Genomic DNA, 25,513 nt, shown 5'->3' on the forward strand with positions numbered 1-25,513 from the left:
CCAGATCGGCGGCCGCGTCCTGCTTCGACCAAAGCGGGTGCGCCGTCAGGCCGCGCCCAGCTTGAGGCTTCGGCCGCCCGGTAGGCTCTCGATCAGACGCAGCACCGCCTTTTGGGCGTCGCCTGGCGAGCGAAATCCCCGCCCCTCCAGTCCGGTGAAATCGTCGGTGGCTGCGTGGAAGCGAAAGCCGCGGCCGTCGCGGACGACGATGCCGGCGGCGCGCGAATTCACTTCGATGATGAAGGCTTTGGACGCGGGAGGCTGGGACATGGCGGCTCGTTGATTCGAGGTAGGCGATTCGCGTGCGACGCTACGCCGGCCTGATAGCCGCGGACTGTATCAGCAGAATGAAATCGGCTCGGCGCTTTGCCGGCGCGACGCTTCGCCGGCGCGCGTCAGCAACAGGACATCGGCGGGAACATCGGCTGCAGCTTACGCAAAGCCCGATAGAACCGCGCGAACAGCCGGCGCGGCAGCGGCAGCGATTGCAGCCATCGCTCCTCGACGTCGTCGTCCGGCGCGGTCTCGGCACGCTGCTCCGCTGACGCGGCCGGACCGATCAGGGCGTCGATCGGGTGATCGTCGTAGGTGAGCATCGCCATAATCGTCTCGCTCTCTCAGACCCGATCCTTGGCGGGCGGCGGCCGCGGCGGCTGATCGTCGTCGGAAATGGCGCGCCACGCGGCGCCGTCGAGATCATCGTACTGGCCGCTCTTCAGCGACCACAGAAACGCGGCCAGCCCGACCAGCCCGAGCGTCAACGCCAGCGGCACCAGAATCACCATCACTTCCATGACGCACCTCCCAGGCGGACCCGACGGGCGCGCATCGCATTCAGCATCACCAGGATCGACGAGCCCGACATCGCCAGCGCGGCGATCAGCGGCGTTGCGAGGCCGGCGATCGCGATCGGCACCGCGAGAATGTTGTAGCCGATCGCCAGCCCCAGATTCTCCCGCATCACCGCCATCGCCTTGCGCGAGTAATCGACCGCTGCCAACACCGGCGCCAGTTCCTTGCCGAGGAACACCAGATCGGCGGTCGCCTGGCTGAGATGCGAAGCGCTGATCGGCGACATCGACACATGCGCGGCGGCGAGCGACGGCGCGTCGTTCATGCCGTCGCCGACCATCATCACCACGCGGCCCTGGCGCTTCAGCGCCTCGATATGGGCGATCTTCTCGGCCGGCGTGACGCCGGCGCGCCATGCGCTGACGCCGAGTGCGTCGGCTGCGTGCCGCACCGCCGGCTCGCGATCGCCGGACAGCAATTCGACGCTGATGCCGCGGTTCGTCAGCGCGTCGATCGTCCTCGCGGCGTCGGGCCGCAGCAACTGCCGGACAGCGAACACCGTGCGCTGATCGCCGCGGCTGAACGCGACGACCGAGACTTCCGGATCTTCACTCAGGATGGCGTTGGCCTGGAAATCTGCGCCGCAAAACGCCGGACTACCCAGTCGCAACTCCTCGCCTTCGAACATGGCGCGCACGCCGCGACCGGGTTCCTCGGTCACGCCGGGGATCGGCGACCTCGCCTGGGCCGCACGCGCCACCGCGGCTGCGACCGGATGATGACTGGCGAGCGCCAGTCGTCCGGCAAGCTGAAACACCTCGTCGGGGACGCTCGCGGCGTTGACGACGTCGAGTTCGGGCAATGTCAGGGTGCCGGTCTTGTCGAACACGATGGTGTCGACGGCGGCGGCGCGCTCGATCGCGTCGCCGGCGTTGAGCAGCACGCCGGCGCGGAACATCGCCCCGGACGCCACGGTTTGCACCGCCGGAATCGCGAGCCCGAGCGCGCAGGGGCAGGTGATGATCAGCACGGCGATGCCGATGACGATGGCGTCGTGCCAGCTCGCGCCGGCCAGCACCCAGCCGATCACGGTGAGCAGCGCGGTGGCGTGCACCACCGGCGCATAATACTGCGAGGCGCGGTCGGCGAGCTGAACGTAGCGCGAACGCGCCTGCAGTGCGTGGTCGAGCAGCCGCGTGATCTCCGACAGCAGCGTGCCTTCGGCCGCCGCCGCGACGCGAACCCGCAGCGTGCCGGAGATGTTCAGCGTGCCGGCATAGACTTGGGTGCCGCGCTCGGCCTTTACATACAGCGTCTCGCCGGTGATCAGGCTCTGGTCGATCTCGGAGCGGCCCTCGACGACGCTGCCGTCGACGGCGCAACGCTCGCCCGGACGCAACAACACGATGTCGCCGGTTCGCACCGCGGCGATCGGCACTTCGCTGATTTCGTCCGGACCGACGAACTTGGTCGCGGTCTCGGCCTTCAGCGCGGCGAGATTACCGGCCACCGCGCGGGTCCGCTGGCGCATCTTCTGGTCGAGGAAGCGCCCCGCCAGAAGGAATGTGATCAGCATGATGGCCGCGTCGAAATAGGTGTGCTCGGCGTGATGGATAGTCTCGACCAGCGACATCCCGAGCGCCAGCACCACGCCGATCGAGATCGGCACGTCCATGTTGACGCTGCGCGCTTTCAGCGCGCGCCATGCGGACTGGAAGAACGGCTGGCCCGCATAAGCTGCGCAGGGCAGCACGACCAGCGCCGACAGCCAGTGGAAGAAATCACGCGCTTCCGGGCTGAGATCGCCGCCGACCCACACCGGCACCGACAGCATCATCACGTTCATCATCGCGAAGGCGGCGACGCCGAGGCAGCGCAGCAGGAATTTCGACCGCTCGGCCTCTTCGACTTCGGCGCGGACGGGCTCGTAAGGATAGGCCTTGTAGCCGAGCTCAGCGAGCCGATCGATGAACAGCGCCGGCTCCAGCGCGCCCTTCTTCCACTCCACCGCGAGGCGGCGGTCGGTGAGGTTGACGCGCGCCAGCGTCACGTCGGGAATGGCGGACAGGCCGCGCTCGATCTTCGCCATGCAGCCGGCGCAGCTCACGCCTTCGACCGCGAGATCGAGATGCGCGATCTGCTGATCGACTTCCTTGACGTAGTGAGAGAAATCCCGCGTCAGCAACATGCAGCGACCTTTTGATCCCCGCCCCGATGACTGATCAGTTCAGCTCCAGGCGATTTTTCGACAGGAACATGCGAATGCCGTCCTGATCGCCTTCGAGGACCAGCTCCCAGCGGCCAGGCAGCACGCCGCTCGCATCTCCACGATAGACGCCGGCGCCGACCTCCGCGAGCACGATCTCGCGATCAAAGCGCTTGTCGGACGGACGCTCGAGCCGGCCGAAGAATTTCAGCCCGGCCAGCGGTAGCCCGGCCTTGTCGCGGGCCTCGACCCGCAGCGCGGCCTGCCCGTCCGGCTTCCGTTCAACGTGTGCGTCGACCCTCCAGCCGCGCTTGTCCTGATCGCGCGCTGCGGCGATCTCGCTCTCATAAGCGAGACTCGCCGCGTAGGCGCTGTCGACCTCGGTGCCGGGCAGCGTCTTGATCGCCAGCGTCATCATCAACGCGTTGACGCCGAACACCACGCCGAAGAACGTCACCAGCATGGCGAGCACGACCTTGCCGGTCAATTGTCGCGGCTTTGAGATCGATGGGCTCATGGAACGGCTCCGGTTGCAGGTCAGGGCGTGACGAAGACGTCCTTGGCGGTGGCGACCTCGCCGAGGCCGATGTCGGTGACGTGGAAGGTCACCGGCGTGGACTTGGCGAGCTCTTGATTGGAGTTGGAGTCCACCAGCACGCGCAGCTCGGTGGTGGTGTCGCGGGCGAGGATGATCATCGGCCGGTCGGGCGTGATCGAGTCGGTGCCGACGACGTGGATCACCGCATTCGGCGGGCCGACGACGTCGACCGCGACGACGCGGTCGAAGCCGCGCTTGTTGAGGAAGCGGACGGTGTAGCCGTTGCGGATCGAGCCGTCGCTGAGCCGCACCGCGACCGGGTTGCGATCGTGCAGCACGTTGAGGTCGAGCAGGCTGCGGTTCAGCAGGGTATACAGCATGATGGCGCCGATCGAGGCGATCAGCCCCGAATACACCACAGTTCGGGCGCGCAGCGGCTTGAAGACCTCGGGCTTGCCCTCCATCCGGCGATGGATGTTGATGTCGTTATCATAGCCGATCAGACGGGTCGGCCGGCCGATCTTGGTCATGACGTTGTCGCAGGCGTCGATGCACAGCCCGCACTGGATGCAGTCGAGCTGCGGCCCGTTGCGAATGTCGATGCCGGTCGGGCACACCGCGACGCACTGGTTGCAGTCGACGCAATCGCCGACCTGCTCGCCCAACGCGCGCGCTTGCGCGGCCTTCTTCAGCGACATGCGGGTTTCGCCGCGATCGTATTTATAGGTGACGTTGAGCGCCCATTCGTCGGTCAGCGCCGCCTGGATCCGCGGCCATGGGCACATGTAGACGCAGACCTGCTCGCGCATGAAGCCGGCGAGCGTATAGGTGGTGAAGGTGAGGATACCGATCCAGATATAGGCGACCATCGGCGCCTGGAAGGTGACCAGCTCCTTGATCAGTGTCGGCGCGTCGGCGAAATACAGCACCCAGGCGCCGCCGGTCCACCACGCGATCATCAACCAGATCGAATGCTTCAGCACCAGCTCGGCGCCGCGCTGCAGCGACCAGCCCTCCTCCGCCTTGCGAATCCGCTCGCGGCGGTCGCCCTCGATCAGCCGTTCGACCGCGAAGAACAGGTCGGTCCACACCGTCTGCGGACAGAGATAGCCGCACCACACCCGGCCGCCGAGGGAGTTCATCAAGAACAGGGTGATCGCCGCGACGATCAGCAGCCCGGTGAAGTAATAGATTTCCTGCGGCCACAACTCGATGAAGAAAAAATAGAACCGGTTGTTGGCGAGGTCGATCAGCACCGCCTGGTCGGGAGCGCCGAGACCACGGTTCCAGCGCACGAAGGGCAGGAAGTAGTAGATCCCGAGGCAGACGACCATCAGGATCCACTTGATCCGGCGGAACGATCCCGAGACGCTTTGGGGATAGATCTTCTTACCGGCAGCGTAAAGCGGGCCGTCATCGTCCGGCAGCAGATCGGACTCGCGCAAAGGCTTATTCATTTCGGGGTTCTTCTTTGATTCTTGGTCGAGCTTCAGCTCAATCTCCTGCGGATCGTCCGGCCCCGGCGTGCCCCCCAACACGCCGAGTCCGCCAGCGGGGGCGGTTATTTGCCGCCGCCGAGCGAGTGCACGTACACCGTCATCGCCTTGATGGTCGCGGGATCGAGACGCCCCGCCCAGGCCGGCATCACGCCGCCACGGCCGTTGGTCAAGGTATCGATCATGGTAGCCTCATCCGAGCCGTAGAGCCAGATCTTGTCGGTCAGGTTGGGCGAGCCGAGTTCCGGATTGCCCTTCGCCTCGTCGCCGTGACACGACGAGCAAGTCTCTGCGAAAACCTGCTTGCCGGCGGCGAGATCGCTGCCGGGCCGTGTCGAAAGACCCGACAGCGACCGGACGTAGTTGACGACGGTGACGATCTGCTCCGCGGTCAGGAGGCCGTCCTTGCCGAATGCCGGCATGTTGCCCTGGTGGGCATCGTCGTGACCCGAGCGAGCGCCGTACTTGATGGTCTGCTCGATCTGCTCGAGCGACCCGCCCCACAGCCAATCGTCGTCGTTGAGGTTCGGGAAGCCCTTCGAGCCGGCGGCGCCGGAACCGTGGCACGGGGCGCAGTTGTCGCCGAACACCACCTTGCCCTTGGCGCGAGCCAGCGCCAGCAACCCCGGGTCCTTCTCGATATCGGCGAGCGGCGCGGTGGCGAGCACGGCCATCTTTCCGCCGCGCACCGCGTCGAGCTTGGCGAGTTCGACCGCGAGTTCGGCGCGCGAGGAGTAGCCGAACAGACCCTTGGTGTAACCGTCGACCAGCGGCCAGGCCGGGTACACGACGAAGTAGCCGAGCGCCCAGACGATGGTCGCGTAGAAGGTCCAGATCCACCACCGCGGCAGCGGCGTGTTCAGTTCCTTGATGCCGTCCCATTCATGGCCGGTGGTGGCGGTGCCGGTGACCTTGTCGATCTCGGCGTGATGTGAGTGGTCAGCCATGATGGTATCAATCCTCTCGCAACGGCATGCGGGCGGCGTCGTCGAAAGCCATCTTGTTTTTCGGCCACAACGCGTAGGCCACGATGGCGAAGAAGATCACCATGAACAGCGGCGTCCACCACATTGTGACGAAGCTGGATACGTAGTTTTCGACTGAGAGGATCGCCTTCATGTCACGGCCTCAGCGCAGGTTGGCTTTTTCGTTGTACAGTTTGAAGTCGACGAGCGTGCCGAGCAGCTGCAGATAGGCGACCAGCGCGTCCATTTCGGTCGGGTCGCCGTCCTGAGCGTCGAAATTGCGGACCACGGCCTTCGGGTAGCGCTTCGACAGGTCCGCGGCGGCGGGGCTGTCAGGATCGATCTGAGCCTTCACGTCGACGATCGCCTTGGAGATATCCTCGTCGGTGTAGGGCACGCCGAGCATCTTGTTGGCGCGGAGGTGATCCGGCAGGCTCTCGGCGTCGACCTTGGCCTCGGCGAGGAAGGCGTAGCCCGGCATCACCGACTGCGGCACGATCGACCGCGGGTTCTTCAGATGCGCGACGTGCCAATCGTCCGAATACTTGCCGCCGACCCGCGCGAGATCCGGACCGGTGCGCTTGGAGCCCCACTGGAACGGATGGTCGTACATGCTTTCGGCGGCGAGCGAGTAGTGACCGTAGCGCTCGGTTTCGTCGCGCAGCGGGCGGATCATCTGCGAGTGACAGAGGTAGCATCCCTCGCGGATGTAGACGTTGCGTCCGGCCAGCTCGAGCGGCGTATAGGGACGAATCCCGTCCACCTTCTCGATGGTGCTTTTCAGATAGAACAGCGGCGTGATTTCGACCAGGCCGCCGACCGAGATGACCAGCAGGATGCCGACGATCAGGACGAGTGAGTTCGTCTCGAAGATCTTGTGACGATTCCAAAAAGACATCTGTCGGTTCCTTACTCGGCGGCCTGCAGGGCGACGCGCGGCTGGGCCTCAGACGATTCGCCGACGCGAACCGTCATCCAAAGATTGTAGGCCATGATCAGCGCGCCGATCAGGAACAGGCCTCCGCCGGCAGCGCGGATGGCGTAGAAGGGATGCATCGCCTCGACGGTCTCGATGAACGAGTATTCGAGGAAGCCGAGCGAGGTGTAGGCGCGCCACATCAGGCCCTGCAGGATACCCGACACCCACATCGCCGAGATGTAGAGCACGATGCCGAGCGTCGCGATCCAGAAGTGCCAATTGACGAGGCGGAGGCTGTAGAGCTCCTTGCGGCCCCAGACCCACGGCACCAGGCAGTACAGCGCGCCGAACGAGACGAAGCCGACCCAGCCGAGCGCACCGGAGTGAACGTGGCCGATGGTCCAGTCGGTGTAGTGGCTGAGCGAGTTGACGGCCTTGATCGCCATCATCGGGCCTTCGAAGGTCGACATGCCGTAGAACGCGACCGACACCACCATCATGCGGAGCACCGGGTCGGTGCGCAGCTTGTCCCAGGCCCCCGACAGCGTCATCAGGCCGTTGATCATGCCGCCCCACGAGGGCATCCACAGAATGATCGAGAAGGTCATGCCGAGCGTCTGCGTCCAGTCGGGCAGCGCCGTGTAGTGCAGATGGTGCGGGCCGGCCCATATATACAGGAAGATCAGCGCCCAGAAATGGATGATCGACAGCCGATAGGAATAGACCGGCCGCTCCGCCCGCTTCGGGATGAAGTAGTACATGATCGCGAGGAAGCCGGCGGTGAGGAAGAAGCCGACCGCGTTGTGGCCGTACCACCACTGGAACATCGCGTCCTGCACGCCGGCCCAGGCGATATAGGACTTCGAGCCGAGCAGGCTGACCGGAAGGGTCGGGTTGTTGCCGAGATGCAGCACCGCGATGGTGATGATGAAGGCGAGGTAGAACCAGTTCGCCACGTAGATGTGCGGCTCTTTGCGCTTCATCAGGGTCGCGACGAACACCAGCAGATAGGTGACCCAGACGATGGTCAGCCACAAATCGGCGTACCATTCCGGCTCGGCGTATTCCTTCGACTGCGTGACGCCCAGCAGATATCCGGTGCCGGCGATGACGATGAAGAAGTTGTAGCCGATCGCGATGAACCACGGAGCGAGGTCGCCCGCGAGCCGAGCCCGCGTCGTCCGCTGTACCACGTAGAACGAGGTCGCGAGCAGCACGTTGCCGCCGAAGGCGAACACCACCGCGGAGGTGTGCAGCGGTCGCAGCCGGCCGAAATTGACCCATTGGGCGACGTTCAGCCCGGGATAGGCGAGCTCGAGCGCGATGTAGAGGCCGACCGTGAAGCCGGCGATGCCCCAGAACATCGCCATGAACGACAGGAATTTGATCGGGCCGAGATTGTAGTTCGGCACGCCGTTGATTTCCTGCGGCGGCTGGCCGGTGCGGCGGCTGTAGCGCGTGATGATCGCGAACACCGCCCAGGCGCTGAACGCGGCGCCGAGCGCGGCATGGAATGCAAACGGGGCGTCTTTCGCGAAGATCGAGGCGTAGACGCACAGCACCGTGGTCAGCGTGAACACGATCGTCAGACCACCTTCGCCGAAGGTGATCCGTTTCGGTGTGAGAGCTTGATTCATCTGATCAATCTTTTCTCGGCGGGGCGGTTGTCGGCAGCAAACGCGGAATCCGAAATAGCCATTTGATCGAAATCAAATTGCATAATTTTGCGGCATAGCTGGTCCGTTGCGGCGGTTGTCTTTGAAACGCGTCGAATGTGCAAGAAGCAAAAGTGTCCAAGCGGAACGGCCTCGGACGAGTACGAGGCATTTTCAAAACCAATCGGGAAAGTTGCTAGACGAAAGGATGAGGCTGCATTATCCAGTCGCGATTCAGTCGCACTCGCCGGCGGTAATGCAGGGCGGACAACTCCGTCGATGCGACGCATCCGCATGTGAGCGACAGCCCCCGAATCCTCGATCGATTCGTGCGACGGATGACGAGGCGAATCAGCGGTGATGCGGAGCGACTCAGCGGAGGCCGAACAGCCTCAGCCGAGTTGGCGCTCGTAGGCCTTGAGGTGGATGTAGATCACCCGGAGCCGCGCGACCGGACGCTTGGCGGCGTCGCCGCGCGCGATCAGATCGCCGATGATGTGATCGGCCTCGATCTTCGCCCCGGCCAGGATGTCGCGAAACATCGAGGCGGTGAGTTTGGAGCCTTCGGCCATCAGCATGCCGCGGGTCCGCTCCAGGAACGCCTCGCGCGGCGGATAGCCGGCTTCGGCAGCGACCGCGGAGATTTCGTCGACCACCCCGAGCATGAAATCGGCGCCGCCGGGCGCAGCCAGGATGTCGCCGACCGGCGCGCGCATCAGACTGGTGGAGCCGGCAAGCGCGGCGAGAAACACCCACTTCTCCCACATTTCCTGCATGATCTCGGCGGTCGGCTTGACCTCGAAACCGGCGCCGCCGAGCGTCCGCGCGATCGCACCGACCCGCTCGGACACGCTGCCGTCGCGCTCGCCAAAAGTGATCGCATTGATCGGCGCGAGCTGCACGACATGGCGCTGCGCATTCAGCATCGCCGCGATCACGCACTGTCCGCCGAGCACCTGCTCGCGACCAAATGTCGCGTCGAGCACATCGAGATGCCTCAGGCCGTTGAGCAGCGGCAGCACCGCGGTCTGCGGTCCGACGCCGGCGGCGAGCGATGCGATCGCATCGTCGAGGTCGAACGCCTTGCAGCTCAGCAGCACGAGGTCGAAATCCGGCTTCAGCCCGGCGGCCTGCACGGTCGGCGGATTCGGGATCGTGAGGTCGCCGTGCGGGCTTTTGATCACGAGCCCGTCGCGCGCGAGTTCTTCGGCGCGCCTCGGCCGCACCAGGAAGGTGACGTCACGCCCGACCTGCAGCAGCCGGCCGCCGAAATAGCCGCCGATCGCGCCGGCGCCGACCACGAGAACCCGCATTGCACAGCCCCCCTGAATTTGCGGAGTTTTATCGCGTCCAGCGCGCCGTGGCGAGCGTGTCGGCTACCATTTCTCGCCGAACGGGCGGATCTCCATCTCGAAGGTCCAGGCGCTTCTCGGCTGCTGATAGAGCTGCCAATAGGCTCCGGCGACCGAGGCCGGCGGCATCAGGAGGTCGGGATTATCCAGCGCCTCCTTTCCCCAGAGCTGCTCGCGGCGCTGCCGCACCCAGGCGGTGTCGACGCCGGAATCGATGATCAGATGCGCGACATGGATGTTGCTCGGCATCAGTTCGCGCGCCATCGACTGCGCCACCGCGCGCAGCCCGAATTTGGCGCTGGCGAAGGCCGCAAAACCGGAGCCGCCGCGCAGGCTGGCGGTGGCGCCGGTGAAGAAGATGTTGCCTTGCTTGCGCGGCAGCATCAGCCGCGCCGATTCGCGGCCGGCGAGAAAGCCCGCCCAGCACGCCATTTCCCAGACCTTGCGAAACACCCGGTCGGTGGTCTCCAGAATCGGGAAATTGACGTTGGCGCCGACGTTGAAGATCGTCACCTCCAGCGGCGCATGGGCGTCGGCATCGTTGAGGAAGGCAGCGACTTCATCTTCCTTGCGGGCGTCGAGCGTGCGCGCGACGATGCGACCGCCCGCGGCCTCGATCTCCTTCACCAATGGCTCGAGCTTGGCGCCGTCGCGCCGGCCTGCGAACACAATGAAGCCTTCTGCGGCGAATTTCCTGGCGATCTCCGCGCCGATGTAATCGCCGGCGCCGATTACTGCGACGGTTGCGTTGCGTGGCTGCACGTTCGCTTCCCTTTCATCTCGACGGTCTGAGCACCCTGATCCCGTGAGGCGCGCTGTCCGTGCGTCGTGACGGATGAGGCAGCGGACTCATGGCGCGAGGCGGCTTCGACAAGCCTCTCTCCATGAGCATCAGGAGTCGCCGCTAAGCGTACATCTCCTCGACCTCTCTGAGCTGTTCCTTGCCGAAGAAAATCTCCTTGCCGACGAAGAACGTCGGCGAGCCGAACGCGCCGCGAGCGACCGCGTCTTCGGTGTTGGCGATCAGCTTCGCCTTCACCTCCGGCTGCTGCGCACGGGCGAACAGCTTCGCGGCGTCGAGTCCCGACGACGACAGCGCCTGCGCCGCGACCTCTGGATCGTCCATCTTCTTCGGCTCGACCCACATGTGATGGAACGCCGCCTCGACATATGTTTCGAACACGCCTTCGAGCTGCGCCGCGACCGCGGTCCGCATCAGATTCAGCGTGTTCACCGGGAAGTTCGGATTCCACACATAAGGCTCGACCTTGAAACGCCGGAGGAAGCGTTCCGTCTCCAGCGCGTAGAATTCGCGTTTGTTCTTCACGCCGGCCAGCGTTTCGGCCGGCGACTTGTTGTTGGTCGCCTTGAAGATGCCGCCGAGCAGCACCGGCACATATTCGAACTTCACGCCGATGCGCTGCTCGATCGCCGGGATCGCCTTGTGGCTGAGAAACGCATTGGGGCTGCCGAAATCGAACAGGAACTGCGGGGCAGGCTTCGTCATGGTCTCTCCCGGTCGTGGCGCTGCGGCACGCCTTATATGATTGGCATCATGCCATCGCAGCCTAGCGGTTCGGCGGCGGGCAATCAACCGGGTGGCGACGGCAGCGCCGCTTGCGCGAGACGGCGCGCGTGGTCACGAATGTCGGCTGGCCAGGACGCCGTGCAGCGCGTGAACTTCTCGGCGTCGCCGGCGAACAGCGCGCGCGCCGCCTCCTCATAGTCCGGCCGGTCGCCGGCCGTTACCGTCATGAAACGGTGGGCGGCGTCCTGCGCGGCGCGAATGCGGTCCTTGTCCACCGACGCGCGGCGCGCCTCGTCGACCAGCCGGCGCAACGCCACCGATGCGCCGCCGCGCTGCTGCGCCAGCCACTCCCAATGCCGAGGCAGCAGCGTCACCTCGCGCGCCACCACGCCGAGCTTGGGCCGGCCGGGGCCGCGCGAGCGCGGCTCGGCGGTCTCCTCGACCATCGTCTCCCCGCTTGGCTGTTCGGCAGGCAACCGGGCCAGCACCTCGTCGAGAGAGCCGCGGAGGTCGAACTCGATCCGCGCAGTCGTCGCGGCGTCGAACACCAGGAAGGCATGCTCGCCGCAATCGAACAGAGGTTTCACCGCCGCTGCGACGGTGCGGAGATCGCCTTCGGCGAGTTTGCGGTCGCTGTGAAACACGACGAAGCGCGGGTTGGGTGAGGCTGTCATGGTGAGTTTGGTCCCGATGAATCGCCAAGCAACCTATTTTACCCGGGTAAAATTGACAAGTCTTTGCATGCCTGCTATTTCCCGCGCATTCCACCCCACAATCAGGGACCGGTCATGAACAAGGACGACCGCAAGGCGGCGATCACAGCCTACAAGGATCGCAAGCCGAAAGCCGCGATCTATGCGATCCGCTGCACGGCGGCGGACGCGCTGTGGGTCGGACCGACGCTCAATCCGGACAGTGTGCAGAACAGGATCTGGTTCACGCTGCGGTTCGGCAACCACCCTAACCGCGACCTGCAGCAGGCGTGGACCGCTCACGGCGCGGACGCCTTCGCGATCGAGACGCTCGAACTGTTCGAACCGGATGCCGATCGCTATCTGCGCGACAACCAGCTCAAGGACCGCGCCGCGCATTGGCGGAGCAAGCTCGACGCCAGGCCGGTCTGAGAGGTGATCCGCACGGACCGGATTCGCGGTCCGCATCGGTTGATTTCGCGGTATGAGTGCCGTTGCCGACGCCCCCAACGAGGTTCGCATGCTCACCGTCCACCATCTCAACAACTCACGTTCGCAGCGCGTATTGTGGCTCCTCGAGGAGCTCGGCGTGCCTTACGAGCTGAAGCGCTATCAGCGCCAGCCCGACATGATGGCGCCCAAGGAACTGCGCGCCGTGCATCCGCTCGGCAAGTCTCCGGTGATCACCGACGACGGCAACACCATCGCCGAGTCGGGCGCGATCATCGAGTATGTCATCGACCACTATGGCGAGGGCCGGCTGATCCCGCCGCCGAAGACCCCGGAACGGCTGCGCTACACCTACTGGCTGCACTATGCCGAGGGCTCGGCGATGCCGCCGCTGCTCCTGAAGCTCCTGTTCACGATGATGCCGCAACAGGCGCCTGCGCTGGTGCGGCCGCTGGTGAAGCTGATCGCGGGAGGCGTGCTGACCGGCTTCGTCGATCCGCAACTCAAGCAGCACATGGCGTTCTGGGAGAGCGAGCTTGCGAAAACTGATTACTTCGCGGGCGACGCCTTCACCGCCGCCGACGTCCAGATGAGTTTCCCGCTCGAAGCCGCAGCGTCGCGCGGCGGACTCGACCAGAACTATCCGAAGGCGCTGGCCTGGCTCGCCCGCATCCACGCCCGCCCGGCCTATCAGCGCGCGCTGGAGAAGGGCGGACCTTACGAGATCGGGAAAGCGTAAGTAATAGACTCTCTTGAGTCGGACAGTCTCGCCTCAAGCAATGATCGCATACGCCGAGCACCGCCTCCTCCCTCTCCCGCTTGCGGGGGAGGGTCGGGGTGGGGGAGCACCAAGCACTGCGCCTGCCAACGCTCCCCTGAACTACACCGAGAGGTGATCGCCCGCGTCGCCCTCACCCCAGCCCTCTCCCGCAAGCGGGAGAGGGAGTTCGCCATGCCTGGAGCAGGCAGCGCAATTCAAACTGAAACGCTACCCCTTCGCCCCCGGCAGCGACGCGACACTCACGCCGGGCGGCGGGACATCGTCGTCTGGGACGAAAAAATCCGACATCAACTGCACCGATGGGTCGATCCGGTAGTGCTCGAAATCGGTAACGCCCGACTCGAACAGCACCTTGTCGTCGATGCAGAACTGGCCGGTGAAATCGCGCGACGACTTGGTCAGGATCGCATGGGCGGCGTCGCCCATGATCTCGGGCGTCCGGCTCGCGCGGATCATCGCGTCACCGCCGAGCAGATTGCCGACCGCAGCGGTGGCGATGGTGGTGCGCGGCCACAGCGCGTTGACGGCGACGCCGGCGTGTTTCAATTCGCCGGATAGACCCAGCACCACCATGCTCATGTTGAACTTCGCCATGGTGTAGGCGGTCGAGGCCGCGAACCATTTTTGCTTCATGTCGAGCGGCGGCGACAGCATCAGGATGTGCGGGTTCTGCGCCTTCTTCAGATGCGGGATGCTATATTTCGACACCATGAAGGTGCCGCGGGCATTGATGCCCATCATCAGGTCGAACCGCTTCATGTCGGTCGCCTGCGAATTGGTCAGGCTGATCGCGCTGGCGTTGTTGACGCAGACGTCGATGCCGCCGAACTCCGCGACCGTCTTGTCGATCGCGTCGATCACCTGCGCCTCGTCGCGGATATCGCAGACCAGCGGCAGCGCCTGCCCGCCGGCGGCGCGGATCTCGTCGGCCGCGGTGTAGATCGTGCCTTTCAGCTTCGGATGCGGTTCGGTGGTCTTGGCCGCGATCGCGACATTGGCGCCGTCGCGTGCAGCGCGCAGCGCGATCGCCAGCCCGATGCCGCGGCTCGCCCCGGTGATGAACAGCGTCTTGCCTTTGAGTGATGACATGGTTTCTCCCCTCCTCGCGCCAGTCGACGCTTGTCCTCTTGTAGCGCGTGATCTGGTCGGATCGAAGCCGTTCAAAATGTCGAGCCGGGTCAGGCCCGGCAACGACACCCCACCAGGATCAATGCCCCGCCGCGGTCGCGCCGCGGGTGCGGGGGTCCGGAGCGCCGTGGAAGCCTCCCGCGTCGATCATGATGCTGTTCGCCGAGGTCTGGCCGAGCGGCGTGGCGATGCGATGGCCCAAGGCTCGCAGGGCGTCGAGCGTGGCAACGGGGAAACCCTGCTCGACGCGGACTTCGTCCGGCAGCCATTGATGATGCAGCCGCGGCCCGGCCACGGCGGCTGCGACATTCATGCGATAGTCGAGCACGTTGACGATCACCTGCAGCGTCGCCGAGATGATCCGGCTGCCGCCGGGCGAGCCGGTGACCAGCACCGGGCGGCCGTCTTTCAGCACGATGGTCGGCGACATCGACGATAGCGGCCGCTTGCCGGGCGCCGGCAGATTGGCGCCGAAGCCGACGAGACCATAGGCGTTTGACGCGCCGGGCGCGGCGGTGAAGTCGTCGAGTTCGTTGTTGAGCAGAACGCCGGTGCCGTCGGCGACCAGGCCGAGGCCGTAGGAGAAATTCAGCGTCGTGGTGTTGCTGACGGCGTTGCCTTGATCATCGGCGACCGAATAATGCGTGGTGTTTTCGCCTTCTTTCGGCTGCGGCAATGCCTGCACGGCGGGCGTCGCGCGGGCGGGATCGATGCTTGCGCGCAGCTGCGCTGCATAGTTCTTCGACAGCAGCGTCGACAATGGCGCGTCGACGTAGGCCGGATCGCCGAGATAACGCGCGCGGTCGGCATAAGCGCGCTTCATCGCCTCCACCAGCAGATGCAGCGACGGCGCGCTCCCCTGCCCGACTTCATGCAGAGGAAAGCCCTCGAGGATGTTCAGCGTCTCGATCAGCACAACGCCGCCCGACGACGGCTGCGGCATCGCCACGATGTCGTAGCCGCGATAGGTGCCTCGCACCGGCGTGCGGACGATCGCCTGGTAGTTGGCGAGATCGTCGCCGCTGATGATGCCGCCGGCATCCCTGATGCCGCGCACCAGCCTGTCGGCGACCTCACCACGATAGAAACCGTCCGGACCACGCGCGGCGATCGCCTGCAGCGTCGCGGCGAGATCGGGCTGGACGAGGCGATCGCCCTCGCGCAACGGCGAGCCGTCGGCGCGGGCGAATATCTTCTGCGTCGACGGCCAGCGCGCCAGCCGGCTGTGCCAGCCCGGCAGCGTGTCGGCGATGTCGTCGGCGACGACAAAGCCGTCACGCGCGAGTTCGATCGCGGGCTGCAGGATCTCGGCGAGCGAGAATTTGCCGGAGCCGTATTTGTCGAGCGCCAGTGCGAGTCCCGCAACGCTGCCGGGCACGCCGATGCCGAGCGCGGAATCCCGAGACTTCGACGGGTCCGGCTTGCCGTCGGTGAGAAACATTTCGCGTGTCGCGGCCGCGGGGGCGGTCTCGCGATAGTCGATCGCGACGTCTTCGTTCTTCGCGGCGGAGTGGATCACCATGAAGCCGCCGCCGCCGATATTGCCGGCACGCGGATAGGTCACCGCCATCGCAAAGCCGGTCGCGACCGCAGCGTCGATTGCGTTGCCGCCGCGGGCGAGAAATTTCGCGCCGATTTCCGCGGACAGCCGCTCCTGCGCCACCACCATGCCGTGCCTGGCGACGACGGCCGGCATAGCGCTCGGCGCACGCGCCCCGCCGCCGCGCATGTCCTGCGCCGGCGCGACAAGTTGTGTCACCAGTAGCGCGACGATCGCGACCAGCGCTGTCACAGCCTTGCGATGAAGCATCGTCATCGTGCGCATCATCGGTTCCGGCGGTGTAAGTGTTTTGCTGTCCTGCACGTCAGAATCCTATAGTGGTTTCGGCGCGGCCCGCCAAACGCCGGCCGCCCCAAGGAAGACAAGATGGCGTCATCGATCGTCCCTCACCTCTCGCGGGACCGTGTGCCGAGAACCTATCCGTCGCGGGCGGCGGTCACCGGCTGGATCTTCTTCGACTGGGCGGCGCAGCCTTATTTCACGCTGATCACTACCTTTATTTTCGCACCCTATTTCGCCACCTATGTGGCGCCCGATCCGGCCACCGGACAATCGCTGTGGGGTTTCGCCACCGCGGCGAGCGGCATGGTGATCGCGCTGGCTTCGCCGGTGCTGGGCGCGGTCGCCGATGCCAGCGGCCGACGCAAGCCGTGGATCGCCGTGTTCGGCGCGATGCTGGTGATCGGATCGACGCTGATGTGGTTCGGCAGGCCGGGCGATGCCGGCGTGATCCTGCCGCTGTTGATTGCCTATGCGATCGCGACCATCGGAGTCGAATTCGCCACCGTGTTCAACAATGCGATGATGCCGAATCTGGTGCCGCCCGAGAAGATTGGAAAACTGTCCGGCACCGGCTGGGCCACCGGCTATATCGGCGGAATTCTCTCGCTCGTTCTGGTGCTCGGCTTCCTCGCCGCCAATCCGCAGACCGGCAAGACACTGCTCGGCGTCACTCCGCTGTTCGGGCTCGACCCGGCGAGCCATCAGGGCGACCGCATCACCGGCCCGCTCACCGGGCTGTGGTTCATCGTGTTCGTGCTGCCGATGTTTCTGCTGACGCCGGATTTTCCCGCAAAGCGCTCGTTGCGCGCCGCTGTGGGTACGGGCCTGAACGAATTGCGCGAGACGCTGCGCGACCTGCCGCGGCGGCGCTCGCTCGCCGCCTTCCTGCTCGCCAACATGATCTACACCGACGGGCTGGTGTCGCTGTTCGCGTTCGGCGGCATCTACGCCACCGGCACCTTCGGCTGGGGCACGATCCAGATCGGCAGCTTCGGCGTGATCCTGGCGATCGCCGCGGCGTTCGGCGCGTTCATCGGCGGGCGACTCGACGACGCGCTCGGCTCCAAGCGGGTGATCGCCGGATCGATCGTGCTGCTGCTGATCTCGATCATCGGCATCCTGCTGATCGATCCGTCGCACATTCTCTTCATGGACGTGACGCCGCCGCAGCCCGGCGCCGCACTGTTCGCGGCGCCTGCGGAGCGCGCCTATCTGCTGCTCGGCTGCCTGATCGGCATCGCCGGCGGCCCGCTACAGGCGGCGTCGCGCACCCTGCTGATCCGGATCGCACCGCGCGACCGCATCGCGCAATATTTCGGGCTGTTCGCGCTGACCGGCAAGGTGACGTCGTTCATCGGTCCGCTGCTGATCGCCAGCATCACCGCGATCACCGCCAGCCAGAAAGCCGGCATGGCGGTGCTGGTGCTGTTCTTCGCCGCGGGGCTGGCGCTTTTGACGCAGGTGCGCCGCTCGGAGGACTGATGAACCACCGCGTGGACAAACACGCCGGCTTGGTCTATACGACCAGCATGATCCACCTGACCGCCTCGTTCTGGTATTACTATTTTAACAGCTCGCTGGCGGCGGGAGGATTTCGCTCGATCTGAAGATTGCAGCATCAAATCCGAACAGCCGCCAGACCTGGCGGCTTTTTCGTTGAAGCCGGCGGGTCTCCTGATCAGGAGCTAACTGCCGTGTTGACCACCACCGACGACCTTCGCCTCAAGCAACTCACCGAACTCAGTACGCCCGACGAGGTGATACGCGAGATCCCGCGCACGCTTGCCGCGACGCGCACCGTTGCTGCGGCGCGCAGCGCCATTCATGACATCCTCACCGGCGCCGACGACCGGCTGCTCGTGGTGGTCGGCCCCTGTTCGATTCACGATCCGGCCGCGGCCATGGACTATGCCAGCCGTCTGGCGGCGCTGCGCGAGACCTTCGCCGACCGGCTCGTGATCGTGATGCGGGTGTATTTCGAGAAGCCGCGCACCACCGTGGGCTGGAAAGGGCTGATCAATGACCCCGACCTCGACGGCAGCTTCCGGATCGACAAGGGGCTGCGGCTCGCGCGGCAGGTGCTTGCGACCGTGACCAATCTCGGCCTGCCCACCGCGACCGAATTCCTCGACCTGATCACGCCGCAATACATTGCGGATCTCGTCGCCTGGGGCGCGATCGGCGCCCGCACCACCGAGAGCCAGATTCACCGCGAACTGGCGTCGGGCCTGTCGTGCCCGATCGGCTTCAAGAACGGCACCGACGGCAACGTCCGGATCGCGGCGGAGGCCGTGAAGTCGGCTACGCAGCCGCATCATTTCATGGCGGTGACGAAGGGTGGCCGCAACGCCATCGCGGCCACCACCGGTAACAGCGACTGCCACGTCATCCTGCGCGGCGGCGTCGCGCCGAACTTTGACGCCGCAAGCGTCGAAGCGGCCGCCGCGGTGCTCGCCAAGGTCGGCATCGCGCCGCGTTTGATGATCGATGCCAGCCACGCCAACAGCAGCAAGCAGCCGGAGAACCAACCGAAAGTCGCGGCCGATGTCGCGCGTCAGGTGGCGGCGGGCGATGCCCGCATCATCGGCATGATGATCGAGAGCAACCTCGTTGCCGGCCGGCAGGAGGTGGTGCCGGGCAAGCCGCTGACTTACGGCCAGAGCATCACCGACGGCTGCATCGACTGGGCGACGACCGAAAGCGTGCTGCATGATCTCGCCGCCGCCGTGGAAGGCCGGCGCGCCGCTAGGCAGCCGGCGCGGCTGCAGCACAAGGGTGCCGCGGCCTGAAACCAGCCGGCAGCGGGATGGCGATCATGCGCTGTCCCGCTGCGGCTTTGTTGTTAGAGCGTTTTCGAGCGAAGTTGATCCCGGTTCGCGTGAAGAAAACGCGTCAGAACAAAAAGTTAGAGCTTCGGTTCTGATTCAATCAGAACCGGAAAAGCTCTAGTGCCGGAAATGCCGGGTGCCGGTGAACACCATCGCGATGCCGGCATCGTCCGCGGCCTTGATCACTTCGTCGTCGCGGACCGAGCCGCCGGGCTGGATCACCGCGGTGGCGCCGGCCTCGATACAGGCGAGCATCCCGTCGGCGAACGGGAAGAACGCGTCGGAGGCCACCACCGAGCCCTTGGTCATCGGCGCGGCGAGCTTCAACTCGGTAGCGGCATCCTGCGCCTTGCGGGCGGCGATGCGGGCGGAATCGACGCGGCTCATCTGGCCGGCGCCGATGCCGACGGTGGCGAGGTCCTTGGCGTAGATGATGGTGTTCGACTTGACGTGCTTGCCGACGCGGAAGGCAAATTTCAGATCGCGCAGCTCCGCCTCGGTCGGCTGCCGCTTGGTAACGACCTTCAGCGCCATGTCGTCGACCACGGCGTTGTCGCGCGACTGCACCAAGAGGCCGCCGGCGACGGTCTTGTAGGTGAGGCCGATGGCGCGCGGATCGGGCAGCGCGCCCGCCAGCAGCAGCCGCAAATTCTTCTTCGCAGCGACGATCGCAATCGCCTCTTCGCTGGCGTCCGGCGCGATGATCACTTCGGTGAAGATCTCGGTAATAGCGCGCGCCGCTTCGGCATCGAGCGTGCGGTTGAGCGCGACGATGCCGCCGAAGGCGGAGGTCGAATCGCAGGCCAGCGCCTTGCGATAGGCCTCAAACAGGCTCGCCCCTTCGGCGACGCCGCACGGATTGGCGTGCTTGACGATGACGCAGGCCGCGGTGCGCCCGGCGTCGAATTCGCCGACGCATTCATAGGCGGCATCGGTGTCGTTGATGTTGTTGTAGGACAGCTCCTTGCCCTGCACCTGGCGCGCGGTGGCGACGCCCGGGCGCTTCTCCGGCGTCGCATAGAACGCCGCGCTCTGGTGCGGATTCTCGCCGTAGCGCAGGCTCTGGATCAGCCGGCCACCGATCGCGCGGAAATCCGGCGCGTCGGTCTCGAGCTGCAGCGCGAACCAGTTCGAGATCGCGGCGTCATAGGCCGCGGTGCGGGCATAGGCCTTGGCGGCGAGGCGCTTGCGCAGATCGAGCGAGGTCGCGCCGGCATTGGCGGCGAGTTCGTCGAGCACCGCAGAATAATCGGACGCCTCGACCACCACCGCGACGTCGTCGTGATTTTTCGCCGCCGCGCGGATCATCGCCGGACCGCCGATATCGATGTTCTCGATGCAATCCTCGTAGGACGCGCCTTTGTCGACGGTCGCCTCGAATGGATAGAGATTGACCACCAGCAGATCGATCTGCGCGATGCCGTGCGCGGCCATCGCCTGCTTGTGCTCGGCATTGCCGCGAATCGCCAGCAGGCCGCCATGCACCTTCGGATGCAGCGTCTTGACCCGGCCGTCCATCATCTCGGGAAAGCCGGTCAGCTCGGAGACGTCCTTGACCGCAAGCCCCGCCGCCGCGATCGCCTTGGCGGTGCCGCCGGTCGAGACCAGTTCGACGCCGTGGCCGGACAGCGCGCGGGCAAAGTCGATCAGCCCGGACTTATCGGAAACGGACAACAGAGCGCGGGTCACGCGGCGCGGATGATGGGTCATTGGGGACGTCCTGTGGTGGAAGAACGCCCGCCTAGCATGGTTTTCCGCACGATGAAACCGGCCAATCGGCGGGGTCGGGTCCCGCCCGCCCGAACAGGCGTTACAGCGGCAATTCCGGCTCGCGGCGGGCATTGCGGCGCGCATTGGTCGCCTGCGGCGAGGCGTTGGAGCGGATGAAGCTCCAGCGGATGTTCGGCGCCTCGATCGAATTCTGACGGATCACGATCTGGGTCGTGCGCCGCGGGCCCTCATTGCCGGCGAGGAACACGCTGTCTTCGAGATCGACCTTGTCGTCCAGTGCCTCGAACGTCCAGACCTCGCGGTTGGGCAGCACCAGCATCACCCCGTGGGCGTCGACGAGCCGGGTCGCCTTGATCGACGGATGCAAATGAAACCGCACCGCATAGTCGGCCTGCGCCGCGCGGTGGCGCCCGCCCTGCGCAGGCGACACCGTATCCTCGCCGTCGACCCGGCTGCCGTCATGCTTCACCATAATGACCCGCTGATGCAGGACGCCCAGTTTTCCGCGGTAGCCATCATGCGACATGGTCAGCAGCACGCCGCCCGCAACCGCCTCGCGGCGGTTGTCGATCAGCGTCGGGCCGCTGACGATCGGCGCGCCCTGCAGCAGCCGCTTCATCGCCGAGCGCTCGATGAACTGGCAGGACGAGGTGTCGTGGCAGGCGACCGTGGAATGCGCCACGGTGCTGCGCGCGAAAGCCCGCCAGCTCTCGCGATTGGTGCCGGGCATTCCGCAATTGGTCACGATCCGGCACTGTCCGGATGACAATTCGAACGACAGGCAGCCGGCATGGGCGTCCTGGCTGACATTCGGCGGCGGCGGCAGGCCGGCGTCGACGATCACCAGCGTGGATCCGGCGTCGATCCGCTGGTAGCCGGAATGCGGCATACTCGGCATCGGCGTGCCGTGGCTGTCGTCATAGGCGAGCAGCGTCGCCAGCAGATCCGACGGCGTGCCGCTCATGCCGTTGAACAAAGCGATGCTGCCGTCGCCATGGCGGAAGAACCGCAGCATCGGCATCATCCGGTCGATGGCATTGAGCAGCGCCGGCGGCGGGGCGATGTTGCGGGCGGCGAAAGTCTGCCGCAGCGGCAGCAGATCGATCAGCAATTCGATCAGCGCGCCGGGATTGCGCGACACATGCCCGCCATCGGGCAGCACCTGGCTCTGCAATTCCTCCGACAGCCGCTTGGTCGCGCCGCGGATGTTGCGCGCCTGATTGGCGAGGCAGAGCGCCGCATAGCACAGCGCGATCATCACCTGCAGCCGCGGCACGCCATCCGGCACGTCGAGCAGCGCATAGCGCAGCGCGCGAATCTCGCGGGTCAGGCCGCGCAGATAACGGCGATAGAATTTTCCGTCGGTGTCGCCGAGCACCAGGGGGGCCTGCGACAACAGCGAGATCACCCGCCGCGCCAGCACATCCGGGCGCCGCCCCACCGTGCGGTTGCGCCCCATATTGGAGAGCCAGTCGTCGACCAGCGAGCGGGCGTTGGCGCGGGTGATCGCGGTGTCGGCGGCGCGCAGATGGCGCAGCCAGCCGAAGCCGAACAGCGCGGCTTCCCAATCGTCCGACGGCGGTTCGAGATCGAAGATCGAGCGGCCGTGGCAGGTCACGATCTTGCCGGCGAACACGAAACGTCCGGCGTAGATTTCCGCAGCGCGGGTCGCGTCGGCGGTCCGCAGATCGTGCGGGGCGATGATCAGCCGGTCGGTGCGGCCGGGCCATAGCCGGGTCAGCGCCGCCGAACCGCCGGATACACGCGCCGCCATGTTCCGCGCGAAGCGGCCCACGATCAGGCTCGAGATCCGTTTGCGTTGAGCGGATGACACGCGCGCTAATGCCCCGGGTTCATGGAACGCATCGACTTTCTGCGCCTTGCGGACGGCAGATTTCAGATTCGGCAAAACGTCGGCGACCTTTGCGGTCCAACGCAGCTTGGTCTGAACCAGCTCTGCGGGCATCTGCGCTGCGGAGGCGAAAGGATGTGATGAACCAAAGCAACCTCGGATTAATGAAAGTTCGTTTCAAATCCTTTTAATCCGGAAATCGCCAGCACACACCCTGCCGTTGGGCGGGGTGTGGACGAGCGCCTTTCCGGGCGACGCGCCTGCGCGCGACACAACGGCAATTCAGAGCGATTACAGGGACTTCGTCAGACGCGCGGCGTAGAATCCATCGAACCCCGCGAGCCTTGGATCGGCATGGGGCAGATGCGACGGCAGCGTCCGCAGATCGCCCTGCGGGGTCACGATTTCGGCAAGGCCGGCGACTTCGGCCGGCTCGACCGGGACGCGGCGCATCTGTGGCTCGGCGGCGAGCAATTTCGCAATCGCCTGCTCGCCCTCCTCCGGCTCCAGCGAACAGGTGCAATAAACCAGGGTGCCGCCGGGCTTCAGCAGCGCCGCAGCCTTCTCCAGCAGCCGGCTTTGCACCGCCGACAGTGCGCCGATGTCACTCTCCTGCTTCAGCCAGGCGACGTCGGGATGGCGCCGGATCGTGCCGGTCGAAGCGCAGGGCGCGTCGACCAGAACGCCGTCGAAACTTCCGGGCGCATCGCTGCGCCACTCGGTGGCGTCGGCGACGCCGGTCTCCGCCTCGAGCGACAGCCGCGCCAGATTCTCGCGCAGCCGCGCCACCCGCGCCGGCGAGCGGTCGATCGCACTGACCCGCGCGCCGGCCTGCGCCAATTGCGCGGTCTTGCCGCCCGGCGCGGCGCAGAGATCGGCCACCGACTTGCCGGCGAGATCGCCGAACAGCCGCGCCGGCAGCGCCGCAGCGGCGTCCTGCACCCACCATTCGCCGTCCTCGAAACCCGGCAGCATCTTCACCGAGCCCTGCAACAGCGTGCGCACCGTGCCGGTCGGCAGCAATTCGCCGTACAGCCGCCCCGCCCAATGCTGCGGATCGGATTTGACCGTGATGTCGAGCGACGGCTCGTGGCTGATCGCAACCGCGATCGCCTTCGCGGCGTCCTCCCCGTAATGCGCGCGCCAGCGCGCCATCAGCCATTCCGGGACGTCGAGCGCCTGGCCGGCGACCTCCTCGATCAACGGCTGGCCCTCACGCGCGCAGCGTCGCAGCACCGCGTTGACGAGGCCGGCATATTTCGCCGCGCGACGGTCGGATTGCACCAACCGCACCGATAGATCGACCGCGGCGTGATCCGGCACGTCCATCCAGAGAATCTGCGCGGCGCCGATCAACAGCGCGCTCTTGGCGCGCGGCGCATCGGTCGGGACGCCGCGATCGAGCATCCGCGCCAGCAGGTGTTCGAGCGTCCCGAGCCGGCGCAGAATCGTCGCCACCAGCCGGCGCATCAGCGCGCGATCGCGATCGGGAAGCGTCTTCAGTCCGGGATGCGCGGCTGGACCTTCGAGCTGCTCGTCGAGCGTCCGGCGCTTTTGCAAAACGCCGTCCAGGATGTCGGCGGCGATCCGGCGCGCGGCTAACCCTGGCGTCTCGGATGGCTGTGCGAATCTTGGTGCGGGCATGGAATGAGGGTATCACATTTGGAGGGAAAATGCCGTGCGCGATGTGGCACGCGGTCGGCGCTGGATGGCAGGCGAATATGCCAATTCTAAGAATCGCCGTGCCGCTGCCGCGTTGTGATGCCATCGACCAACGACTGAAATCGCGCGACGACGAAAGGCCGAGCCGATGACGAAATCCGATCCGCAGATCGAGGCCGCTGTGCCGACCAAAACGCCGCGCAAGGAACTGCCCGACGCCGCGAAGCGCGCGCTCGCCGAAGCCGAAGCGCGGCGCGCCGAAGCCGCCAAGCACGCCGCCGCGCACGCCAAGGAGTATCAGGGTCCGAAGGGCCCCGAGCCGACCCGCTACGGCGACTGGGAAGTCAAAGGCATCGCGTCGGACTTCTAGGGTCCGATCCGTCTTCGGCGAATCAGATTCTCGCTTTCGGCTGCGGCGCCACCCCGGCGGAGGTCCATCCCGACACAGACGCAACCGAGGACTGCGATCACGCCTTGCAGCCTGATCCGACTCGGGTTATCGTAGGAATATGTCCCCACGATCGAGAACGAACCCGGTACGGATCGCGCGATTGCCATGGCGCAGTCGGTTGTCGTCGGTCTGGCCATGGGTGTTCGTGCTGGGCGTCGCCGCGGGCACGATGCTGCCGTCGCGACACTGGGTGCAGTGGCCGTGGTCCAAGCCGCCGGCCTCGGAGACGATCAGCAACGACAGCGAGACGGTGTGGCGGCGGGCCGGCGATCCCGGCGTCCGACACCCCGTCGACGTGCTGTACGCGATCGACGGCGACACGTTCGAGGCGCGGGTGCATCTGTGGCCGGGACTCGACCTCGCAACGCGGGTCCGGCTGCGTGGCATCGACGCGCCGGAGCTGAAGGCGCAATGCGCGCAGGAACTGAAGCTCGCCGAAGCCGCGACCGGCGCGCTGCGCGGCCTTCTCGCGCAAGGCGGCGTGGCGATCTACAATATCGGCCCCGACAAGTATCAGGGCCGCGTCGTCGCCGACGTCGCGACCAAACGCACCCCCAATGTCTCCGCCGCGCTGATCGAAGCCGGTCACGCCCGGGCTTACGGCAGCGGGCGTCGCGAGGGATGGTGCGGCGGGCGGTGACGCC

Annotated in this window: 25 protein-coding genes and 1 pseudogene; 7 read left to right on the forward strand and 19 right to left on the reverse strand. The window is 65.9% G+C overall.

Features of this window, described 5'->3' with window-relative positions:
• Positions 1-45: 45 nt before the first annotated feature.
• The 14 genes from BMY71_RS14205 to BMY71_RS14270 form a co-directional block, all read right to left on the reverse strand.
• The gene (locus BMY71_RS14205; RefSeq protein ID WP_011501164.1) at positions 46-270 is read right to left on the reverse strand and encodes a hypothetical protein; all 225 of its coding nucleotides are present in this window, start codon (positions 268-270) and stop codon (positions 46-48) included.
• 125 nt (positions 271-395) lie between these two features.
• Entirely contained in the window at positions 396-602 is a 207-nt protein-coding gene (locus tag BMY71_RS14210; RefSeq protein ID WP_092684501.1) for a hypothetical protein, read from the reverse strand.
• A 15-nt stretch (positions 603-617) separates the two neighbouring features.
• The gene (gene ccoS / locus BMY71_RS14215; RefSeq protein ID WP_041805119.1) at positions 618-794 is read right to left on the reverse strand and encodes a cbb3-type cytochrome oxidase assembly protein CcoS; all 177 of its coding nucleotides are present in this window, start codon (positions 792-794) and stop codon (positions 618-620) included.
• Entirely contained in the window at positions 785-2,980 is a 2,196-nt protein-coding gene (locus BMY71_RS14220) for a heavy metal translocating P-type ATPase (protein ID WP_092684503.1), read from the reverse strand. Before BMY71_RS14220 ends, ccoS begins: the two co-directional genes overlap by 10 nt.
• A gap of 34 nt (positions 2,981-3,014) precedes the next feature.
• Positions 3,015-3,515 carry a FixH family protein gene (locus BMY71_RS14225; protein WP_011501160.1) on the reverse strand — a complete coding sequence of 167 codons (501 nt, stop codon included), beginning with the start codon at positions 3,513-3,515 and terminating at the stop codon, positions 3,015-3,017.
• A gap of 20 nt (positions 3,516-3,535) precedes the next feature.
• Positions 3,536-4,993 carry a cytochrome c oxidase accessory protein CcoG gene (ccoG, locus tag BMY71_RS14230; protein ID WP_011501159.1) on the reverse strand — a complete coding sequence of 486 codons (1,458 nt, stop codon included), beginning with the start codon at positions 4,991-4,993 and terminating at the stop codon, positions 3,536-3,538.
• Between the two features lie 104 nt (positions 4,994-5,097).
• The gene (gene ccoP / locus BMY71_RS14235; RefSeq protein ID WP_092684505.1) at positions 5,098-5,979 is read right to left on the reverse strand and encodes a cytochrome-c oxidase, cbb3-type subunit III; all 882 of its coding nucleotides are present in this window, start codon (positions 5,977-5,979) and stop codon (positions 5,098-5,100) included.
• A gap of 7 nt (positions 5,980-5,986) precedes the next feature.
• A complete protein-coding gene (locus tag BMY71_RS14240) occupies positions 5,987-6,151 on the reverse strand; it encodes a cbb3-type cytochrome c oxidase subunit 3 (protein ID WP_011501157.1) in 165 nt (54 codons plus the stop codon).
• A gap of 9 nt (positions 6,152-6,160) precedes the next feature.
• Positions 6,161-6,895 carry a cytochrome-c oxidase, cbb3-type subunit II gene (gene ccoO / locus BMY71_RS14245; RefSeq protein ID WP_092684507.1) on the reverse strand — a complete coding sequence of 245 codons (735 nt, stop codon included), beginning with the start codon at positions 6,893-6,895 and terminating at the stop codon, positions 6,161-6,163.
• 11 nt (positions 6,896-6,906) lie between these two features.
• Complete coding sequence (gene ccoN / locus BMY71_RS14250; protein WP_011501155.1) at positions 6,907-8,553, reverse strand: cytochrome-c oxidase, cbb3-type subunit I; 1,647 nt, start codon at positions 8,551-8,553, stop codon at positions 6,907-6,909.
• 410 nt (positions 8,554-8,963) lie between these two features.
• Entirely contained in the window at positions 8,964-9,884 is a 921-nt protein-coding gene (gene panE / locus BMY71_RS14255) for a 2-dehydropantoate 2-reductase (RefSeq protein ID WP_092684509.1), read from the reverse strand.
• 63 nt (positions 9,885-9,947) lie between these two features.
• Positions 9,948-10,685 (reverse strand): SDR family oxidoreductase, encoded by a 738-nt coding sequence (locus BMY71_RS14260; RefSeq protein ID WP_092684511.1) that lies wholly within the window; start codon positions 10,683-10,685, stop codon positions 9,948-9,950.
• A gap of 142 nt (positions 10,686-10,827) precedes the next feature.
• A complete protein-coding gene (locus tag BMY71_RS14265) occupies positions 10,828-11,430 on the reverse strand; it encodes a 2-hydroxychromene-2-carboxylate isomerase (protein ID WP_092684513.1) in 603 nt (200 codons plus the stop codon).
• Between the two features lie 83 nt (positions 11,431-11,513).
• Positions 11,514-12,125, reverse strand: coding sequence for a DUF2239 family protein (locus BMY71_RS14270; protein WP_092684515.1), 612 nt, complete (start codon positions 12,123-12,125; stop codon positions 11,514-11,516).
• A 114-nt stretch (positions 12,126-12,239) separates the two neighbouring features.
• Here BMY71_RS14270 and BMY71_RS14275 point away from each other — a divergent pair, with 114 nt between their 5' ends.
• Together BMY71_RS14275 and BMY71_RS14280 are read left to right on the forward strand one after the other, a co-directional pair.
• Positions 12,240-12,575: a GIY-YIG nuclease family protein gene (locus tag BMY71_RS14275; RefSeq protein WP_092684517.1), complete on the forward strand. Its 336-nt coding sequence runs from the start codon at positions 12,240-12,242 to the stop codon at positions 12,573-12,575.
• An 88-nt stretch (positions 12,576-12,663) separates the two neighbouring features.
• The gene (locus BMY71_RS14280; RefSeq protein WP_092684620.1) at positions 12,664-13,332 is read left to right on the forward strand and encodes a glutathione S-transferase family protein; all 669 of its coding nucleotides are present in this window, start codon (positions 12,664-12,666) and stop codon (positions 13,330-13,332) included.
• Positions 13,333-13,581: 249 nt separating this feature from the next.
• Here BMY71_RS14280 and BMY71_RS14285 read toward each other — a convergent pair whose 3' ends face one another.
• Positions 13,582-14,463: an SDR family oxidoreductase gene (locus tag BMY71_RS14285; protein WP_092684519.1), complete on the reverse strand. Its 882-nt coding sequence runs from the start codon at positions 14,461-14,463 to the stop codon at positions 13,582-13,584.
• 118 nt (positions 14,464-14,581) lie between these two features.
• Positions 14,582-16,318 carry a gamma-glutamyltransferase gene (gene ggt / locus BMY71_RS14290; RefSeq protein WP_430715331.1) on the reverse strand — a complete coding sequence of 579 codons (1,737 nt, stop codon included), beginning with the start codon at positions 16,316-16,318 and terminating at the stop codon, positions 14,582-14,584.
• 75 nt (positions 16,319-16,393) lie between these two features.
• Here ggt and BMY71_RS14295 point away from each other — a divergent pair.
• From BMY71_RS14295 to BMY71_RS14300, 3 genes and pseudogenes are all read left to right on the forward strand, one after another.
• Positions 16,394-17,827 (forward strand): annotated as a pseudogene (locus BMY71_RS14295) (MFS transporter); the annotation flags it as partial.
• Complete coding sequence (locus BMY71_RS25450) at positions 17,827-17,952, forward strand: hypothetical protein (RefSeq protein WP_283804817.1); 126 nt, start codon at positions 17,827-17,829, stop codon at positions 17,950-17,952. The pseudogene BMY71_RS14295 and the gene BMY71_RS25450, both read left to right, overlap by 1 nt.
• Before the next feature lie 87 nt (positions 17,953-18,039).
• Positions 18,040-19,134 carry a 3-deoxy-7-phosphoheptulonate synthase gene (locus tag BMY71_RS14300; RefSeq protein ID WP_092684523.1) on the forward strand — a complete coding sequence of 365 codons (1,095 nt, stop codon included), beginning with the start codon at positions 18,040-18,042 and terminating at the stop codon, positions 19,132-19,134.
• A 156-nt stretch (positions 19,135-19,290) separates the two neighbouring features.
• Here BMY71_RS14300 and purH read toward each other — a convergent pair whose 3' ends face one another.
• From purH to BMY71_RS14315, 3 genes are all read right to left on the reverse strand, one after another.
• Entirely contained in the window at positions 19,291-20,883 is a 1,593-nt protein-coding gene (purH, locus tag BMY71_RS14305) for a bifunctional phosphoribosylaminoimidazolecarboxamide formyltransferase/IMP cyclohydrolase (RefSeq protein WP_092684525.1), read from the reverse strand.
• Between the two features lie 100 nt (positions 20,884-20,983).
• Positions 20,984-22,738: a heparinase II/III family protein gene (locus BMY71_RS14310; protein ID WP_092684624.1), complete on the reverse strand. Its 1,755-nt coding sequence runs from the start codon at positions 22,736-22,738 to the stop codon at positions 20,984-20,986.
• A gap of 309 nt (positions 22,739-23,047) precedes the next feature.
• Entirely contained in the window at positions 23,048-24,400 is a 1,353-nt protein-coding gene (locus BMY71_RS14315) for an RsmB/NOP family class I SAM-dependent RNA methyltransferase (protein WP_092684527.1), read from the reverse strand.
• Positions 24,401-24,566: 166 nt separating this feature from the next.
• Here BMY71_RS14315 and BMY71_RS14320 point away from each other — a divergent pair, with 166 nt between their 5' ends.
• Together BMY71_RS14320 and BMY71_RS14325 are read left to right on the forward strand one after the other, a co-directional pair.
• Positions 24,567-24,788 (forward strand): DUF1674 domain-containing protein, encoded by a 222-nt coding sequence (locus tag BMY71_RS14320; RefSeq protein ID WP_011501141.1) that lies wholly within the window; start codon positions 24,567-24,569, stop codon positions 24,786-24,788.
• 139 nt (positions 24,789-24,927) lie between these two features.
• Positions 24,928-25,509 carry a thermonuclease family protein gene (locus tag BMY71_RS14325; protein WP_092684529.1) on the forward strand — a complete coding sequence of 194 codons (582 nt, stop codon included), beginning with the start codon at positions 24,928-24,930 and terminating at the stop codon, positions 25,507-25,509.
• Positions 25,510-25,513 lie beyond the last annotated feature (4 nt).

Source organism: Rhodopseudomonas pseudopalustris (genome assembly GCF_900110435.1).
GTDB classification, from domain to species: Bacteria; Pseudomonadota; Alphaproteobacteria; order Rhizobiales; family Xanthobacteraceae; genus Rhodopseudomonas; species Rhodopseudomonas pseudopalustris.

Coding starts and splice junctions, on each gene's coding strand:
- BMY71_RS14205 (WP_011501164.1), bottom strand. CDS start 270: ATGTCCCAGCCTCCCGCGTCCAAAGCCTTCATCATCGAAGTGAATTCG.
- BMY71_RS14210 (WP_092684501.1), bottom strand. CDS start 602: ATGGCGATGCTCACCTACGACGATCACCCGATCGACGCCCTGATCGGT.
- ccoS (WP_041805119.1), bottom strand. CDS start 794: ATGGAAGTGATGGTGATTCTGGTGCCGCTGGCGTTGACGCTCGGGCTG.
- BMY71_RS14220 (WP_092684503.1), bottom strand. CDS start 2,980: ATGTTGCTGACGCGGGATTTCTCTCACTACGTCAAGGAAGTCGATCAG.
- BMY71_RS14225 (WP_011501160.1), bottom strand. CDS start 3,515: ATGAGCCCATCGATCTCAAAGCCGCGACAATTGACCGGCAAGGTCGTG.
- ccoG (WP_011501159.1), bottom strand. CDS start 4,993: ATGAATAAGCCTTTGCGCGAGTCCGATCTGCTGCCGGACGATGACGGC.
- ccoP (WP_092684505.1), bottom strand. CDS start 5,979: ATGGCTGACCACTCACATCACGCCGAGATCGACAAGGTCACCGGCACC.
- BMY71_RS14240 (WP_011501157.1), bottom strand. CDS start 6,151: ATGAAGGCGATCCTCTCAGTCGAAAACTACGTATCCAGCTTCGTCACA.
- ccoO (WP_092684507.1), bottom strand. CDS start 6,895: ATGTCTTTTTGGAATCGTCACAAGATCTTCGAGACGAACTCACTCGTC.
- ccoN (WP_011501155.1), bottom strand. CDS start 8,553: ATGAATCAAGCTCTCACACCGAAACGGATCACCTTCGGCGAAGGTGGT.
- panE (WP_092684509.1), bottom strand. CDS start 9,884: ATGCGGGTTCTCGTGGTCGGCGCCGGCGCGATCGGCGGCTATTTCGGC.
- BMY71_RS14265 (WP_092684513.1), bottom strand. CDS start 11,430: ATGACGAAGCCTGCCCCGCAGTTCCTGTTCGATTTCGGCAGCCCCAAT.
- BMY71_RS14270 (WP_092684515.1), bottom strand. CDS start 12,125: ATGACAGCCTCACCCAACCCGCGCTTCGTCGTGTTTCACAGCGACCGC.
- BMY71_RS14275 (WP_092684517.1), top strand. CDS start 12,240: ATGAACAAGGACGACCGCAAGGCGGCGATCACAGCCTACAAGGATCGC.
- BMY71_RS14280 (WP_092684620.1), top strand. CDS start 12,664: ATGCTCACCGTCCACCATCTCAACAACTCACGTTCGCAGCGCGTATTG.
- BMY71_RS14285 (WP_092684519.1), bottom strand. CDS start 14,463: ATGTCATCACTCAAAGGCAAGACGCTGTTCATCACCGGGGCGAGCCGC.
- ggt (WP_430715331.1), bottom strand. CDS start 16,318: ATGACGATGCTTCATCGCAAGGCTGTGACAGCGCTGGTCGCGATCGTC.
- BMY71_RS25450 (WP_283804817.1), top strand. CDS start 17,827: ATGAACCACCGCGTGGACAAACACGCCGGCTTGGTCTATACGACCAGC.
- purH (WP_092684525.1), bottom strand. CDS start 20,883: ATGACCCATCATCCGCGCCGCGTGACCCGCGCTCTGTTGTCCGTTTCC.
- BMY71_RS14315 (WP_092684527.1), bottom strand. CDS start 24,400: ATGCCCGCACCAAGATTCGCACAGCCATCCGAGACGCCAGGGTTAGCC.
- BMY71_RS14320 (WP_011501141.1), top strand. CDS start 24,567: ATGACGAAATCCGATCCGCAGATCGAGGCCGCTGTGCCGACCAAAACG.
- BMY71_RS14325 (WP_092684529.1), top strand. CDS start 24,928: ATGTCCCCACGATCGAGAACGAACCCGGTACGGATCGCGCGATTGCCA.